At 51.2% G+C, this 18700-nt stretch carries 7 protein-coding genes and 1 pseudogene; 2 read left to right on the forward strand and 6 right to left on the reverse strand.

Annotated elements, in window-relative coordinates; genetic code table 11:
* Positions 1–358 precede the first annotated feature (358 nt).
* A complete protein-coding gene (locus ACYUJT_RS08345) occupies positions 359–673 on the forward strand; it encodes a helix-turn-helix transcriptional regulator (RefSeq protein ID WP_460320480.1) in 315 nt (104 codons plus the stop codon).
* A gap of 100 nt (positions 674–773) precedes the next feature.
* On the opposite strand, the gene ACYUJT_RS08350 is transcribed toward ACYUJT_RS08345, so the two are convergent.
* From ACYUJT_RS08350 to ACYUJT_RS08370, 5 genes are all read right to left on the reverse strand, one after another.
* The gene (locus ACYUJT_RS08350; RefSeq protein ID WP_460320481.1) at positions 774–2198 is read right to left on the reverse strand and encodes a methyl-accepting chemotaxis protein; all 1425 of its coding nucleotides are present in this window, start codon (positions 2196–2198) and stop codon (positions 774–776) included.
* A 103-nt stretch (positions 2199–2301) separates the two neighbouring features.
* A complete protein-coding gene (locus tag ACYUJT_RS08355; RefSeq protein ID WP_460320483.1) occupies positions 2302–2646 on the reverse strand; it encodes a hypothetical protein in 345 nt (114 codons plus the stop codon).
* A 114-nt stretch (positions 2647–2760) separates the two neighbouring features.
* Positions 2761–3606, reverse strand: coding sequence for a sugar ABC transporter permease (locus tag ACYUJT_RS08360; RefSeq protein ID WP_460320486.1), 846 nt, complete (start codon positions 3604–3606; stop codon positions 2761–2763).
* Positions 3603–4904, reverse strand: coding sequence for a carbohydrate ABC transporter permease (locus ACYUJT_RS08365; RefSeq protein ID WP_460320489.1), 1302 nt, complete (start codon positions 4902–4904; stop codon positions 3603–3605). Before ACYUJT_RS08365 ends, ACYUJT_RS08360 begins: the two co-directional genes overlap by 4 nt.
* Before the next feature lie 90 nt (positions 4905–4994).
* Positions 4995–6326 carry a sugar ABC transporter substrate-binding protein gene (locus tag ACYUJT_RS08370; RefSeq protein WP_460320491.1) on the reverse strand — a complete coding sequence of 444 codons (1332 nt, stop codon included), beginning with the start codon at positions 6324–6326 and terminating at the stop codon, positions 4995–4997.
* A gap of 707 nt (positions 6327–7033) precedes the next feature.
* Here ACYUJT_RS08370 and ACYUJT_RS08375 point away from each other — a divergent pair.
* A pseudogene (locus ACYUJT_RS08375) lies at positions 7034–8781 on the forward strand (alpha-glycosidase).
* A 1316-nt stretch (positions 8782–10097) separates the two neighbouring features.
* On the opposite strand, the gene pulA reads toward ACYUJT_RS08375, so the two are convergent.
* Positions 10098–18392 (reverse strand): type I pullulanase, encoded by an 8295-nt coding sequence (pulA, locus tag ACYUJT_RS08380; protein ID WP_460320494.1) that lies wholly within the window; start codon positions 18390–18392, stop codon positions 10098–10100.
* Positions 18393–18700 lie beyond the last annotated feature (308 nt).

Genomic DNA, 18700 nt, shown 5'->3' on the forward strand with positions numbered 1-18700 from the left:
ACCTCATAAGAACTCATCTGCGTTCAAATTGATCTGTTTTTTATTACCTTTCATCGTCTGAGGTAATCGTAACACGTGACGTAACGTCGTTAGCAAGTACTTTCGACCACAATGAGATGAACTATAATTCTCATGGTATATGCTTCTACAAATAAATCCGCCGTCACAATACAAATCGGTAAGTTCTACACAGATAAAGAAGAAACAAGCTACTCTATAAAACTAAAATAAAATACCCAACAAAAAAGAGGGGCTCTCCGCCCCTCTTTCTAATTCCGTCAATACATCTCCGATTTAATTATCTTTCCGCACCATCCATGCCACCAATTCCACATATGACGAGCTGACACTAAATGACATGATCAGATATTTAAACGGCCGGGAATTCTTTAATTTAAGTGACTTAATGGATAAATACAATATTTCAAAAAGCACGGCCTTACGTGATATTAGTTCATTAGAGCAATTGGGTATGCCCATTTATTCGGAACAAGGCAGACATGGACGATATGGTATTTTAAAAAACAGATTGTTATCACCCATTATTTTTACGATTGATGAAGTGTATGCCCTGTATTTTGCCATGTTGACGTTAGAGGCTTATCAATCAACGCCATTTCATTTATGTGTCAATCAACTAAATGAGAAGTTTGAAAACTGTCTTTCTAAATAACAAATCAAACAGATTCACAACATGAAAAAAGTCCTGCAATTTGAAATGTCTCAGCATCATCATGTGAGTCGTTTTTTAGATAAAATTCTAAAAAGCATTATCAATGAGAGCATCTGTAGGATTCAATACGCAAAAAATAATCAGGAAACCAGTTACCATGTTCGGACACGAACTGCTCCATTTCCTGGACAACCCTCTGAAATATCGAAGAGGCATCCTTTACCGACAGCAGCTGCTCCCCGTACATAGGAGTCACCTGCATCAGTACGTTCACTGTATCCTCGATCGCCGCCTGAATTTCCTCGGTCATGGCTGACACCGTCTGAATGGATTCATTAGATTCAGCCGCCAGCTTGCGGATCTCCTCCGCGATGACCACGAAGCCTTTGCCTGCCGCACCGGCTCTGGAAGCCTCGATGGACGCATTCAGGGAGAGAATGTTTGTCTGCTTCGTCATTTCCACCATCGGCGCCAGTATGTTCCGGATCGAATGGGTGCTTTCACTCAGTCTCGCCGAATTTGCCTCGATCAGCCCGGTCATTTGGGATACCGATTCCGTCTTCTCGACGAGGCTGTCCATATATTCCCGGCCCTGCCGACTGACTTCAATGACTCTTCCGGCAGATGCGTCCATGGCCGCGTTCAAGCTCATCACGTTATCCATTTGCTGTCCGATTTCGTCGGCAATATCTACGCCCTTCTCCGCTTCCATCGCCAAATTCGCTGCCCCAGCAGCGAACTCCCCCGTAGCCGAGGCGATTTCGCCGGCAAATTGGGACGTGTCCTTTGAAGCCCTAGCCAAATGCTCCGCATTGCTCAAGAGCTCCCCAGTAGACGTATTCGTCTTCTCTACCAGCAGAGATATCTGCTCCAGCATGCTGTTGAAGCTCTGCCCCAACCGTCCTATCTCGTCCCGGCTCTGAAAATTCGTCCTTACCCGCAGGTTCCCCCGCTCCCCTTCCTCCATTAATCTGCACAGCTTCATCAGCGGTTTTCCGACCATTCGGAACAAATAATACCCGATGGCCAAAGCAACCAATATGGCGAAGCATAGAACGAATGCCGTCATCCATATCAGCTTGTCCGCGGCGCTAAGGAAGTCGCTTTCCGGAGCGTACCCGATAATTCGCCAATCCACGGACTGGAGCTGCCGGTACGCAACGAGCTGCTCTACTCCGTCGTCATTCTCCGCTGTGAAGAAGGCCTCCCCGCTTAGCAGCTGCTGTTCATTTAAGCCAATATAGGAGGTTGTCTCGATCAACTCCTGATCCGCCGCATGAACGATGATATTATCGGCTGTCAGTATGCGAACCTCGCCAGAAGAGCCCATTTTTAAATTGGATAGGGTTTGCCTTAGCACCTCATCTTTAACCTCGATAAGCAGTATGTATTCGGCTTCCGGATGCTTCAGGTTTTGCAGCAATCTGCCCATCGTTACTGACGGCTTCGCGAAAGTCTCGAAGAAGCCTTGTTTCTGTCCGGGAATCCAGAGCGGTTTTCCCTGCGCATCCAGAATCGCCTTCATCCTAGCCTGTACTCCTTCCTCATTACTTGGAGGACTTGCGCCCGAACTGGCATATGTATTCGAGAAATTCCCAGACGAAATAAGCCGGATGCCTACCAAACGCTCATCCGAGCCCCTCCAGCTTATTGCGAATCCGCGTCTCCGCCTCGGTCTTCTTGACGATATCAGCATTCTGCTTGGTGACGGTCTCCAAATCCGTCCGCAGACCTTGGTCGACGGCAAGCTGCCGCGAGATGGATTCATACTCCGCAAACAAAAAATCCAGCTTGTCCGCCGCCTGCTCGATCGCCTGTGACGACGCGAGTCCCACTTGCCCGCGAATAATCTGTTTGGACATGAGATAGGAGCTAATGCCAAGCACAGTGGATACAGTCACGACCGTAGCAAATACAACAATAAATATTTTCACGCCTACCGACTGAAACTGAATTCGACCCCAACGCATCATTATGTTGTCACCCCACCACTTCTTAATTCTCAAAAAAAGGTATAGTCTCCGAATGAACGAGTCTATACCTTCTGTCTGCTATATAAGTCTGCTATTCCCAGCGTAACGGCATCATTAGCCTTTGCTCGCCCCGGAAGTAAGTCCGTCCACAAGCAGCCGCTGCATGAACATAAATAGAATCGTAATCGGCACGGCAATAAGCACCGCTCCGGCAGCAAACATCGTAAAGTTGGAGTTCTGATTGGCCTGAACCATATCCCACATCCCGACCGCGACCGTCCATTTATCCTTGCTCCGCAAGATCAGTCTGGCAAAAATAAAGTCCACCCACGGACCAACAAACTGCAGCAAGGCCATATAGGTCAAAATCGGCTTGGAAAGCGGCAGAATAATCGATGTGAATATCCGGAAGTTGCTGGCCCCGTCAATCCGGGCCGCCTCATCCAGCGAACGCGGAATGGTGTCGAAGAAGCCCTTGGCAATTAGCGTCATCCCTAGCGGAGCCCCCGCGGCATATACCATAATTAGAGCCAGATGCGTATCGAGCAGCTGCATCTCTTTCAGCAGCAGGAAGATCGCAATCATGCTCATGAAGCCCGGGAACATCCCTAGCACTAAAATGACGGATAGCGCATTTTGCCGCCCTTTAAAGCGAAAACGCGATACGGCATAACTAGTTAGCAGCGTCAGCGTTACGCCAAGCAGCATGGAGAAAACGGATACCTTCAGCGTATTCATGTACCACTGCGGGAACAGGATCGTCCTGGAGTTGAACAGCGCAACATAATGCTTGAGCGTAAGCGTCTCTGGCAGCAAGGTCTTGCTGTAGAGCGACGTCCCTGGACGCAGCGAGCCGAACACGATCCAGAGCGCGGGATAGATGGCACAGATCGCCAGTATCGCCAGCGTAATATAACTAGCCGTCAATCGTATGTAATTACGAATTTTTCGCCTGCTCATTGGATCATATCCTCCTCTTTAAACGATTTCGTTCTGCGATAGTTATAGATCGAGAATGAGGCGATGATCAGGAAAATAATAATGCCAACTGCGGATGCCATATTGTATCTGTTCTGGTTCAAAGTCAATTTGTAGAGCCAGGTCACGAGCAAATCGGTAGCCCCGGCGTATTGGTAATCCCCTTTGACCGGATCTCCTCCCGTCAGCAGGAAGATCATATTGAAGTTATTGATATTGCCGGCAAACTGCGCAATAAGCGTAGGCGCCGTCGTAAACAGGATCATCGGCAAAGTAATGATGCGGAACTTCTGGTAGCCGCTTGCTCCATCCACCTCGGCAGCTTCGTACATATCGCGCGGAATCGTCGTCAGCACACCCATGATCAAAAGCATCGATACCGGAATGCCCACCCACATATTGACGATAATAACCGTTACCTTAGCCCAGAACGGATCCGTAAGCCACGGCAATCCGGATAAACCGAAATAGCCGAGATACTGGTTGATCGGGCCGAACTCGCCGTTAAACATGTTTCTCATCACCAGCAGTGAAATCAGCTGCGGAATCGCGTACGGGAGGATCAGAATCGTTCTCCAGAAGCCTTTGAAACGAATGCCCTTCTGATTAATCAAGAGTGCGACAAGCAGGCCGCCGAAATAAGTCGTCACCGTGGACAAAATGGCCCAGATGATCGTCCAGGTCAGCACTCCGTAAAAGGTATGGCTCCAGGTTTTAAGGGCGAGCAGATTTTTGAACGTTTCGAAGCCTACCCAATCGACCAGTTTGCCTGGCGGTATGTGGTTCGGCGCGGAATAGTTCGTAAAGGCGATCATGACCATGAATATAATCGGCATGATCGTGAAGAACAGAATACCCATCGCGGGAATGCTCAGGAACGCCTGCGCAAATTTATAATCGAGAACATAACGAACCGATTGCCGGAAGCTATGAACCGATTTGCCTTCATCGCGCTGCGCGCCTATTTTTCTCGCGTCCCGAATGTTGAAGTAATAAACGATCAGGAAGACGATGAGGTACAGAAGCGTAATCAAGCTTTGAATCAAAATAAAGATGGAATGATCATATTGCCCGTGCTGCATATTCGCAGCGGTTCGCGGCGTTTCTCCCAGGGTAACGATTCCCCAAAACGCATATCCCAGGTTCAGGATGAAATACATGACGGACACAGCTTCAAACGCAATCATCAGCGCGCCTTTAATGTATTGTCTGTTATAGATCTGGCCGAGGCCCATCAAGAGTGACGACAGTACTGTTGCCCGTGTTCGGTGTCGGCTCATTTCTCCTCCTTCTCCTCTCCCTTGATCATCAAAGGAATTACCCGCCGCAGACCGCGACGGGTGAATTCAATTCCGTTTCAGGCCATGCAATTAATCCGCAGCCAGTCCGTTGTTCAAATCTTTGATTTGCGTGATCGCCTTCTCCATGGCAACCTTAGGATCCGTTTTATTGTCCCAAATGTCGGCCATTGCCGCGTTTACAGGCGCCCATACGTTAGCCATTTCCGGAATGGAAGGCATCGGCTCCGAGTTTTTGGCCTGCTCGGCGAAACCGGATACGATCGGATCGTTCTTGATTTGGTCGCTCTCCAGAGCTTCCAGGTTCGTAGGCACCGAACCGATCGTCTCGTTTAGCAGCAGCTGAGCTTCTTTGGTCGTAGCAAACTCCGCGTACAATTTAGCCGCATTCGGATATTTCGCAAAGGAGCTTACGGTGTAGATTTTAATACCCGAGAAGGTAATCGCCGGTTTACCGTTCACTGTAGGTACCGGAGCGATCGCCAGATTGTCGCCCAGAGCCTCTTTGTAGCCGGCAACCTCCCATGGACCATTGATGTCCATGGCTACATCGCCTGCACCAAACAAGCCGCGTTTGATATCCGGGTTAATATCTCCGCTCTTGATCGGCAAAATTTCAGCCAGGCTTTGATACACCTTCATGCTCTCGGCTACGCCTTCATGGGCAAGGCCGATATCATCCTTATTCGTGCCGTTGTCGCCATAGAGATAACCGCCTCCGCTAGCGATAAACGGATAGTTGAAGTACATATTTCCCGCTTCCCACATCAGGGCGTATTTCTTTTTAGATTTATCCGTGAACGTCTTGCCGAATGCAATCAAATCCTCAAAGGACTTTGGCGGTTCAGGAACGAGCGATTTGTTATAGAAGAGAGCTGTCGTTTCAGCTGCTCTCGGATAACCATAAAGCGTTCCCTCGAACGTAGCGCCGATAATCGAAGCTTCGGTGTTGTTCTTCTTCGTCTCCTCTGCAAAGACGTCATTTTCCAGAATCAATCCCGATGCTGCGGCATTGCCCAGATGATCATGCGGAATGATGATCACGTCCGCGCCTAATCCCGAAGGTCCGTCCGTCGTTAATTTACCCACTTGATCAGTAGTGGCCACTTCTTCAATTTTCACCTTAACGCCGTACTTCTCCTCGAACTGTCTGGCGATTTCCTCGGTAAAGGGAACCTCTTCTCTACTCTCCCAAACGAGGAGCTCTGCCCCTTCCTCCGGCACCAGCTCTCCGTCCTGCACAGCGGTATTATTCCCCTTGTTATTTGCTGCATTTGACGGCGCCGGAGTATTTGCGCCATTGCCGCCGCCGCTGCTCTTGGTGCCGCAGGCGGTCATGGAAGCTGTCAAAGTCAGTACAGCGACCAGCATCAGCGCTTTTCTAAATGGTTTTCTGAAATTCATAAAGCTAACCCCTCCTAAAAATTTATTTCGCTTACAAATGCGGAAAATGCGCAAACGATTTCAAATTTCTCGGTTCTCGTGGTTGTTTGGTATGTATATTTTGAAATCATGACCAAATTCCCAATTGGAAAGCGCTTTATCCTCGCCCACATCATACAACACAACAATTCCTTTGTAAAAACGTTTGCACTAATCGTTTATGCCATATTATTTTTAATTTAGTACGTATATCTCTTGATATCTCCCGTTTTCACACAATAACTTAAAATTATCCAATTCATTCATGGTAACTGTCCGCATACTCCGGTCTATAAATCCATATGTATCAGTGTTTTAGCGATTTATTACGCATCATGCGCATTGGGATTCCATTCTAAATTTTAGGTGATATTTTTCCGACTTGTGCAATGGTTTGAACAATGCTATAATCCATCCATGAATGCGGTTAACTCATTGCTGGTGTTGCGTTTTACGCATAAAAACTGAAGGCGCTGTTATCGTAAAGGTACATCCTCGGCTGCTGCTATTTGGCCCTGGTGTGCCTTTTTTAGCTAGCATAGCCTTCCTAATTGCTTATCCAAGCGCCAGCATAATAGGAGATTCATCCGCCTAAGAGTATAGAATTGCCGTATTTCGATCCATACTTAATCTATTAATTCCGTGCAATTTCCGTACTCATATCACTCATTGACTAGGAGGAATCATGCATGCTGCTCGAAGCTGTCTATCACCGCCCCAAACTGAACTGGTCCTATGCGTACGATCGGGAGACGATCCACCTTCGCCTGCGGGCCAAAAAAGATGACCTTACCCATGTTTATGCCTTTACCGGCGACAAATACATATGGGATCAAAGTAAAGAATTGATTCCGATGTCCAAAATGGCCTCCGACGAGTTGTTTGACTACTGGGCCTGTACCGTACCGTCAAGCCGCCTTACCGCCGTTTGAAATATGGCTTCCTGCTGCAAAAAGGCGAGGAGCAAATGTGGATGACGGAAAGCGAGTTCTCAAAAGAGCGTCCGGCCGTTCCTGATCGTCTGTTCGATTACCCATACATTAATCCGGCGGACATATTCACTGTACCAGAATGGGTGAAGGACGCGATTTTCTATCAAATTTTCCCCGAGCGCTTCGCCAATGGCGATCCCAGCTTGGATCCGGCCAATGTCCTTCCATGGGGCGGCGAGCCGGAGCGGCATAATTTTTTTGGAGGGGATCTGCAGGGGGTCATCGATCACCTTGATCATTTAAGCGATCTGGGGATTAACGCCATTTATTTCACGCCTATTTTTGAGGCGACTACCAATCATAAATACGACACGGCCGATTACATGAAGGTCGATCCGCAGTTCGGAGATACGGAGACGCTAAAAAAACTCGTCGAGGCTTGCCATGAACGCGGTATTCGCGTCCTGCTTGACGCGGTCTTCAACCATTCGGGCAAGACGTTTGCCCCGTTCGTCGACGTTCTGGAAAATGGCGAGCAATCCCGTTACAAGGACTGGTTCGTCGTGCGCGAGTTCCCGCTGCAGGTTAAGGACGGGGTACCGACTTACGATACGTTCGCCTTTGAGCCCCATATGCCGAAGCTGAACACGGAGAACCCTGAAGTTAAAGAATACTTGCTGAGCGTTGCGGAGTTCTGGATCAAGGAGGTCGGGATCGACGGCTGGCGTCTGGATGTGGCCAATGAAGTCGACCACCAGTTCTGGCGGGATTTCCGTAAGGTCGTGAAAAAAGCCAACCCGGACGCTTACATTCTAGGCGAAATTTGGCATGAATCATCTGGCTGGCTGCAGGGCGACCAATTCGACGCCGTCATGAACTATCCCTTCACTGAAGCAGTGCTGGATTTCGTCGTCCGCCGTTCTCTGGATTCAGCCGGATATGCGAATGCAATTGGCAAGCAGTTGTCCCGCTACCCGCAGCAGGCAAGCGAAGTGGCCTTTAACTTGCTGGACAGCCACGACACGCCGCGCCTTCTAACGCTCTGCGGAGGCAACAAAGACCTGATGAAGCTGGCCGCGGTTCTTCTGCTTACTTACAGCGGCACGCCGTGCATCTATTACGGCGATGAGATCGGCATCGACGGCGGCCAGGATCCCGATTGCCGCAAGTGCATGGAATGGGACCCTGCCAAGCAGGATCGCGATCTGTTCGCCTTTTACCAGAAGCTGATCGCTATTCGGAAGGATCTGCCGGCGCTTCGCACCGGCTCCATCCACTTCCGCGTTGCGGAGGCGAATGGAAGCAAGCTGGCCTTTGAGCGCCGCTTGGGTGAGCAATCCGTGCTCGTGCTGCTGAACAATGACAGCGTCGGCCAGACGATCCAAGTCGCAGCCGATGGCGAGATCTGGGCGGACGCCGCAGGTGGCGGCGAATGGCCGGTGGAGCGCGGTATGCTCTCCGTCAAGCTGCCAGCCTACGGCTATGCGATCTTGACGAGAGTGTAGCAGGCGCGCTTGGCGGGGCGCGAATCGCGCGGCGTTGCTAGCGATGGCGGAGCCGGGTCCGGCGCAGCGCTGCTCGCGATGGCAGAGCCGTACGCGGCCTTGTTGGCGTGCGTTAGCGCGCGGCAGGGCGAGACGCCGCAGGGCCGGAGACGGCGCTGCTTGGGCTGCTGTGGTCAGTGCTGTATTGCAGCACTGACCTTTGATGGCTGCGCCAAGGGCTGCTCATGCATCGCTTCTCCCAAAAGTTTTGTATGGTTAACGGACTGAGGTTCCGCTATTCGCAATATATTCGAGTTTTTCTAATACTAACGGACACAAAAGCCCTTATTGGGCTTTTTTTCATGCCTTTGGCCGCCATTTCACCACAATAGTGGAACCAAGGTCCGTTAGACCTCCAGCAAACCATGTTTCAGGCAATATAGCGGCATCTGAGTCCGTTAGAAACACACAAGAATCTATCCACGGCAACAAGTCACTCCTAGTGGCAAGCCAATAGTAACAAGCTCATTCTCCAAACGGGTACTACTTTGAGTAGAGGGAACTATGGTACGCTAAAAAGTAACTTGAGTACGATCAAGTAACATTGGCAGTGAAATAACTTTGCACAGGGTGAGTAACATCAGATGCGGTGTAGTAACTTTGCGTACGATTGAGTAACTTTATGGGGTGAAGTGACTTGGCCCGATTAAAGTGACTTTGTTACGTTGATGACTACTTATTATTGGGTTGGGTACAATTTGGTTTGCTAGGTTGACTTAACGGACAGAGGTTCCGCTATTTGCAAAAAACATGCCTTTTTTTGATACTAACGGACACAAAAGCCCTTATTGGGCTTTTTTTCATGCCTTTGACCGCCATTTCACCACAATAGCGGAACCAGGGTCCGTTAGACTCCAACAAACCATGCTTCAGGCAAAATAGCGGCATCTGAGTCCGTTAGAAACACACAAGAATCTATCCACGGCAACAAGTCCACTCCTAGTGGCAAGCCAATAGTAACAAGCTCATGCTCCAAACGGGTACTACTTTGAGTTGAGGGAACTATGGTGCGCTAAAAAGAAACTTGAGTACGATGAAGTAACATTGGCAGTGAAGTAACTGTGCGTAGGATGAGTAACATTAGATGCGGTGTAGTAACTTTGCGTACGATTGAGTAACTTTATGGGGTGAAGTGACTTTGCGTAGGATGAGTAACATTAGTGCCGCGAGGTAACTTTGCCAGGGTGAGTAACATTAAATACGGTGAAGTGACTTCCATAAAATTATAGAGACCCTCGGGCGGGACAATCCACGCTCAAGGGTCTCTTGTGTTATTTTTAATTAAGCTGCAGCAGCTTCCATATCACTTGCGCGCTTTCCGCACGGGTTAACTGCTCCTTCGGTGCAAAAAAGCCATTCCCCTTGCCATTCAGCATACCTAGAGCTGCTGCTTCCGACACTGCCTGCTGCGCCCAAGAAGCAACGCTATCGCTATCTTTGAACGCGGCAAGTACTGAGAGGGCAGTTTCCTCAGCCGTACCGCGCCCCTCTCCTATGCTATTCGCATTATCAGCAGCTTTAAGATCCTCAGCGCCATCAGCACTGGCATTGTCTTTAGCGCCATTCATCACGGCGTAGGTTCTAATGAGCATAACGGCCATTTCCTCCCGGGTAATAGCATCGTTACCGCCAAACGTGCCGTCCGCACGTCCCTTAATGATACCTGCTGCACTAGCCATCGCGACCGTATCTGCATACCATGCGGAAGCAGGGACATCACGATAGCTCAGGTTAGCGGAAGGTTCCAGTCCTTGCGGCGCCAGCACGGGTTCAAATCCAGACGACTGCTTCTGCTCAAGCCCTGACTGTTGCTCATGTTGCCGCTCCGGCTGTTGCTTCGCCTCCAGTTGCTGTTCCGCCGCCAACGCTCTAATGAGCATCGCGGTAAATTCCGCCCGCGTTACGCTCGTGGAGGGTGCGAACGTATCCTCTGACACGCCCATGACAATCTGCCGGGCGGCCAGTTGCTTGATTACATCATTAGCCCAATGCTCCGATAGAACGTCGCTGAACGTTTTATCATAGCTTACGAGTGCAAGCTTACCAAGCGCGTTGAGTTTAGCCCACAATCCTGTCCCCGACCAGCGAGCCCCAGCATATTGGAGCGGACCGTTATCCGTAAAGCGGTATATGCCCAATACTCCGTGCAATCTTGACATGGAGCCGGCTGATGCTGTCGCATCCGTATTAAAATGGATATGCAGCGGGGCGGAATACTTATCGAGCACCTGTGTTCTCCCGTCCCCTGTCACAACATATAGCGCCACTTCATACACTTTTCCTTGCATTGTCAGAACAGCTCCTTGCCCCTGCTCAGCCAGCTTCAACAGTCTTCGCCCTTCCTCATCCGCTAAAGGCTGGAACGAGAAAACGATTTGGGCACTATCCAAGCCACGATCCACTGCACCGGCCAAATCACCACTCTGCATATCGCCCGAAATCAACTCGATCAGCTGCTTCACGACGGAGGCCGGCACGTCTAGCGTGAACGGTTCCGTCTTAAATCTCAGTCCGTTGTTGCCGTCCAGCGCGGCGGCATTTGCGGGCAGACGGATGATGCGTTTCCCCGGCTCGGCCACGATCGTGACTACACCATTCTCCGCAACCGGAGCGCTTACAAACTGTACGTCCGCAGGCAGGTCACCCTTGCCCTTATCGGCACCGTCCCCTGCCCCACTGCCGCCGCTGCCACTGCTGCCCGGCGTCGAAGGAGATGGCGAAGAACCGGAATCCCCGTTTCCAGGCTCTTGCGGCTTTCCTTTGTTAGGAGCAGACAGCATTATGGTTCCGCCTTGATCCTTGCCAGGAATGACCACGGACACTTTGCCGCCATTCGCCACCGTATACTTGGCCTGGCCGTATTCATCCGTCAAGATCGTCCCCGCTGCAAAAGGCACCTTGATCTCGGCCGCAGCCGCCTCTGCTTTCGTATTCAATCCGACGATGACCGTCTCATCCCCATGCGTCCTGGAGAATACGACATACCCGCTTGCGTCCGATCCGCCGAGCTTCGCCCGTGTTCCTTTGGAGAACACCTTCGAATGCTTCGCGCGAATTTGCAGCAGCTTCGTGTAATGAGCATGGATATCCATCGCCTCGGCATCAAGGCCGTCAATTTTATCCCAAGGCATATCATCCCGATTCTCGTTAAATTCGCCTAGATCCATGTCGCCCGCCGTGCCGCCCGATTGCCCCAATTCCTCACCGTAGTAGATTACCGGCTGGCCCTTGCTCGTCATTTGCAGTGCTGCCGCCACCTTCAGCTTGCCGATATCGCCGTCCACATAGTGGGACAGGAACCCGCTCTCATCATGGCTGCTTAAAAATTGCCCAAACGTCTTATCGCTCGTCAGCAATCCGTTCCGCAGTTGCAAGTAAGACTCCACGCTGTCGATCTGGCCGTTCACGAAATCCCTGGCCTTGTCTTTAAACTGAAAATCCAATAAAGAATCCATCTGTCCGTTCCCCAAAAATCCGCTGGTATTGCCCGGCGATGCCCCGAAGTACTCGCCGATCAGCTTGAAATCCGGCTTAACCTTCGTCAGCTCGTTCTTGAAAGCCATCCATGTCGTCTCTTCGACATGCTTCACCGTATCCACGCGGAAATAGTCAATCGTGTCGCCGCGATCGGTACGCGCCTTGTTCAGCCAATCAACCTGCCATTCGATCAGCTTATCCCTGACCCCGGCTTCCTCCGTCTTAAAGTCCGGCAGTCCCGCCAATTCCCCGCGAACCGTGTCCGTGCCGCCGTCGCGCAGCATGCCCGCAAACCTCTCCTGATCCTCCGCTGTCGGATAACCCGGAACTCCAGCAGCCTGATCGCCTTGCTTCATACCGTAACCAGCATGGTTCAACACCACGTCGACCATGATTTTAATGCCGCGGTCATGAGCCTTGTCGATCAGCTCCTTGAAATCGTCGATATCGCCAAGATGCTCATCCATCGTCTCGAAGTTTTTGGCCCAATAACCGTGATAGCCATATTGCGATCCATTTTTGCCATCGCGGACATCAAAATCGATATTGTCCACGATCGGTGTAATCCAGATCGTATTGACCCCTAGCTTCTCCAAATAATCGAGCTTTTGGATGACTCCGCGAATATCACCGCCATGATAGGCTTCTGGCTGAGCCGGATCGTAGCTTCCCGGAATTTGGTTTGGATTGTCATTGGTTGGGTCGCCGTTATAGAAACGGTCTGTCAGCAGAAAATAAATCCTCGCCTCATCCCAGTCGAAATCCAGCGGCGAGTTCCCCGTTCTCGCTTTCACTGTAACTTCTGCGTGACCTTGATGCTTGTTGCCGTATTCATCAATTACCGTAAGTCCGATCGTCTTAGTACCAGCTGCTATATGATCGGAAACGGAGATCGTCCGTTCCAGCAGCTGCGGGTCAATAACTTCTTTCTCACCGCCCCCGAGCTGTCGTAAATCTACATAAGCCTCACGCAGTTTGACGCCTTCATCCCCGGTTACTTTCAGCGTCAATACTGCATTTTCATGATAAGCGATCGCTCCGTCCAGGCCTGCGGGAGATATCCCTGCCTGAATATGCAGCTCCGGCTTCAGGAACTCGATAACGGAGCGGCCCCCTTCGCGCAGTGGATTTTTGTAGTCTAAGACGACAGTGTCCTTGCCATTGCGCGTGACCGTAAAATCATAATAATATTTGCCCTGTTCCACATTTTCCAGCGTATAGACAAAATATTCGTTTTTCGGATCATAGACCATGTCATAACTGTGTGCATCATGCGCACTATGCCCCGAAGACACATTCAGCTTCACCCCTGCTATCGTATGCATGGCATCTTGCCGATACAGATTGTCATCCCGGTAATAGAAAATAATATTTCCTTCGTTCAACGCCGGCCCGCTCACCTCCGGCAAAATATCAATCTCCATGACCATACTCTGCACATTCACCTTAACAAAGATCTGTCCGGTTCCAAGCGGAATACTCCGGTCATCGGGAATATCCTGCTTCGCCGTGTTCCAGTCCGTGCCTTTGCGGATGAGAAAGCCAACAGAACTGCTGTCCGGCGCGGTCTCGATATTTGCGATCGCAACGCCGTCCCGGACTGTGAAATTCACTTGCCCGTCGCTGATGCCGCCAGTACCCCAAACCCACATGTTCCAATCTTCATACTTTTGATCGGGGCGTGTATAACGCAGCTGTACCGTTTTCTTCTCAAAAGGCAGAACTTTAATCTGCTTCTCGGCCTTAAGCCCGCCGATCCGTGCGGTGATCGTTGCGGTTCCCGGTTTCAGTCCCTTTACTTCCCCGGTCACGCTTACAGTTGCGATGGAGGCATCCGAGCTGCTCCAAGCCAACGTCTTGCCCTTCAATATCTGGCCGAATTGATCCTTCAGCGTCGCGTTTACAATCGTTGACTGGGTAGCATAAACCTCATCCGCCCCCGTCAATGCCAGCGTTGTAGGCTGTAAAACGCCGACCTGCACCGTAGCGGCAGCCGTTATTTGACCGGCAGCGGCGGTAATCGTTGCCGTCCCCTCCGCCTTGGCGCTAATCAAGCCTCTGTCGTTTACCGCAGCAACCCCGCTATCCGAAGTGCTCCAGCTAATGCTTGCTCCGGTCATCGGGTTGCCCTTCTGGTCGCGGACGATGGCCGTCAACGAGCGGTTCATGCCTGGTTCCAGCCCTAAGGTAGCGGGAGTCAGGTCAATCTTGCTTGCCTCCGGCGTGTACGCCGTCTCTTCATCGTACAGCACCATCATCGACAATCCGGCAACCTGAACGCTGCCGCTTACTGGAGCTCCCAGCTTCGCCGTTCCTGCCGCCCTGTCATTGACAACGATGTTCCAGGCTGAGCCGCCGGGAAGCTTGATGGTCTGAGCCGTCTTGTTGGCATTGTAAATGACGACGATATTGTTCCAGGTGTCACCGTTTGCATAATCCTTCAATTGAAAGGTCACGATGCTGCCATCGCTCTTCGTCACCTGCAAATGCTTCGCAATAGCTTCCTTCGAGTTCATCCGGAAGGCCGGATGGCTCTTGCGAAGCTCGATCAAGCCCTGATAGTAATCGAATATCCGATTGAAATCATCCTTGTTGTCCCAGCGGATCTGATTGATCGCATCCGGGCTGCGATAGCTGTTATGATCGCCGTATTTGGAGCGCAGCAGCTCATCTCCCGCATGCAGGAACGGCACGCCCTGCGAGGTAAGGACGATCCCGTTTGCGAGCAGCGAGCGACGAACGGTCTCATTGTCGAATACATCCTCTCCCGTTCCGACGTACTTATGCGGCTGCGCGGCGGCTACCGCATCCTTGATACTGCCCCCGCCTTCCAGTACGCCGTCCCGAATGTCCAGCATGCCGAGGTCAGCGTCCAGCCCCTGCGTTCTGACGATTTTATCCCAAAGATTCAAATTGTCATGGGCGGTAACATAGTTGATCGCTTCCGAAGGCTTAGCCGCAAAAGAATCTGTCGCCCCCTTAACTCCTGCAACAACGGCCGCTTCTTGGCCGGGCTCGCCCGTCGCGAAGCCTTTGCCCGCTCCGTCGCTATCCCCTTTGATCGCGCCGCGGACATCATCGTTAAACACCGCGAAACCTTGACCCCGTTGCGCTCCCTTGATCGTCTTCATGCTCTGTGGCAGCGGAGTCGGCCCCATATCCCATGGTTCGCCGTATACGATCAGGCCGGGACCGACCTCTTGATGCAGCTCGCTTGTCACGCCCTTCATCGTATCGATATCGATCAGGCCCATGAGATCGAACCGGAAGCCATCTACCGCGTACTCCTCGGCCCAATACTTCACGGAATCACGAATGTACTTGCTGACCATTGGGCGCTCCGAGGCAATTTCATTGCCGACGCCCGTTGCATTGGAATACGTCCCTGTGTCCGTCGTCCGATAATAGTAGCCTGGGACGATTTTGTTGAAAGGACCGTCTTCAATTGAGTAAGTATGATTGTATACGACGTCCATTACGACCCCGATGCCTTCGTCATGCAGACTCTGCACCATCTCCTTGAACTCGCGGATTCTCGCCGCAGGATCACTAGGATCGCTGGAATAAGACCCTTCCGGGACATTATAGTTTTGCGGGTCATAACCCCAATTGTATTTCGGAGCATTGGAGGACGGATCGTCCACCGCCAGCTCATCCACCGTCTTGAAGTCATAGGCCGGCAGCAGGTGCACATGCGTGACTCCGAGCGCTTTTAAGTGATCGATCCCTGTAGGAAGTCCCTGGGACGTTGTCGTTCCTCGTTCTGTAAAAGCCTTGTATTTGCCTTGATGCGCCATTCCCGAATCCGGGCTGATCGAGAAGTCGCGAATATGCAGCTCATACAGCACCGCATCGGTAGGCTCGACGAGCTGCGGCTTCTTCTCAGGCGTCCACGCCGCGGGATTCGCATCTTTAAGATCGATAATGGCGGTACGCTGCCCGTTCGCCGACACGGCCACCGCATACGGATCTACCGCATAGTTGACCGTTCCGTCCGCGAACTCGATTTTGTACATATAAAATTGCCCTTTCAAATCGCCGGACACCGAGCCCGACCATACACCGTTTGCTGCACGACTGAGCTCACGCTCCGTCCCGCCCGTATGATCGGTGACGAGGCCGTTCCCGTTATAAACGCCCGCGCTGCTGTACAGCGATACGCTGACTTTGGCCGCAGTAGGCGCCCATACTTTGAACGTGCTGCCTGATTGCGTATAGGTTAACCCGAGGTCGCTTCCGGCGTAATAAAAGGACGGATCGTCCAAAATTTTGCGCATCGTAACCAAAGTAGGTGCTAAATTAGCCATCTCTAGTGTATATTGATGCGTCACGTCGAATTCCTGCGGATCGCTCAATGTAATTTTGAGTTTGCGGTCGCTTAGCTTGGCGGCACTTACGGGCAGCTTGCGGTTGCTATCCGAAATATCCGTCAGCTGTACTGTACCTACATCCGCATCCGCTATTGCACTGCTGGCTTCAGCGATCAATGTATCCAGACCGTCGGCCATAACGGCACTGAACTTCGGAGAAGTATCCGGCTTTGCGAAATATACCTTCGGGTCGTTCTCGACCATGTACACATCAACGGTGCTCTGGCCGGCAGGCATTTCCACCTTGCGGTCCATTTCCTGTGCGCTCCAGTCATTGCCCGGTATGCTCAAACGCGTCAGGACGCCGATTTTCGGTGAGATAGAAGCATACGTACCTACCGCAAATCCGTCAGCATCCACGTCTGTAAACGAATAGCCGCTGCCATCTTTCCCTTCTGGCCAAATCCACATATTCCATTCGCTCTGCTTGCCATCGAAACGGAAGTAATGCAGGTTGAAGGTGTAGAGGCCAGAAGCTACCGTAATCTCCTTCTCGCTGCGGTTCCCTGCATGCTCAGCAACGATCGTAACTTTCGCCGCCACCGCATCATCCGCGATGACCAGCTTGCCCCCGGAGATCGCAACTCCGGCCAAGCCGCTCTCCTTTAAGGACCATTGCGGCGACACGCCTGCCGTCGTCCCATCGGGCCCGACAAGCGCAGCCTTCAGCTCCAGCGAGCTTCCCTTGGCAACCGTGTCCGGAACCCCGATTTGGATGCCAGGAACATGAACGACGGAGTTGCCGTCAAGCTGCAGAGGATTTAACGGATCTGCAAAATTATCCCCCCACTGCAGGCGGCTCGAATTGAATTTGTATGGATAAGAGCCCGGCGCCAAGGCCAGCGTGGCCGAGAATACCCCTGCCCCGTCCTTCGCCATGGCCTCGCTCTGATCCGGGGACCAGCCGTTCATCGATCCGACGACATACAGCTCGTTCCCTGCATAGGTATTGTTATTGAAGGTCACGGTCCCATCCCCGTTAATGATTGGGCTAGCCAAAATCCGATCGACAACCTTCAAGTCGAGTTCAGTTACGATATCCTCATATACGGCCGATATGACTGTGCTCGCTCCAGCCGCCGCGTGATCGGCAACCTTCACTTTGCCGCCAGCAACTGAAATTTCTCCCGGTTGGCTGGACTGCCAAACTGCATAGTCTGTTAAATCCAGAGCCGTGCCATCCGCAAGAATTCGGACTGCCCGAAGGTCCAGGACCTGCCCTTTGACGACTTCTCCTCCAGGCAGATGCCCTGAATGATCCCGCATGCTTAGGCTATGGATTGCAGAGTTCACGCTAATTCTGGAGACGTTGCGAGGATCGGCGTAGGAAGCATTCCAATCTCCATCTGCAGTCGAAAATTTATATTCGACGACACCTTTATTCGCGATAAAATCCGTTTTCGGAATAGTGTATGAATACACATTCATTCGGGTTCCATTCTCGGTGTAAGAGCTTACTGCCGCCATTTCTATAAAATGAGTCCAACTAGATGCGGTAAAATTCCCAACCACGTACAGTTTGCCCGCTTCCGTGATTCCAGTTACGGTCACGGATCCGTCTGAATGGAACAGCGGGCTTGGTTCTTGGCTCTGTACTCCTTGCTGTGAGGCCGGCAATAACCGCGAATCAGCTTGACCGAACGCTTGGCTAATCCCAAGCAAATTAACCAACATCAGCACGACTAGGCTTAATGCAACGACGCGAAATGACTTTTTATAATCCATAGTAAGCAATAGACCCCTTTCCCCTATAGAATTTTACGAACCGGATGATGCCTCGAACCTACAGCTGGAAAACGCCCCCCTTTCTGCGCCATTTCTCTCAACACAATCCAAGCGTCAATGCGCAAACGTTACCACGAATGATCGAAAAATTTCTCTGTAAGACTTCCAAGATTTATGTAAGCGCTATATCCGCAGTAACAATATAACTTAAGCGTTTAACTTAATTAAAACGTTTGCATTAGCCATTTCTCCTAGAAATCATGTTTTTATCTTACCTATTCTCTTGATTACTCCTATTTCCTTTCATA

The sequence above is a fragment of the Paenibacillus sp. YSY-4.3 genome, assembly GCF_054767475.1.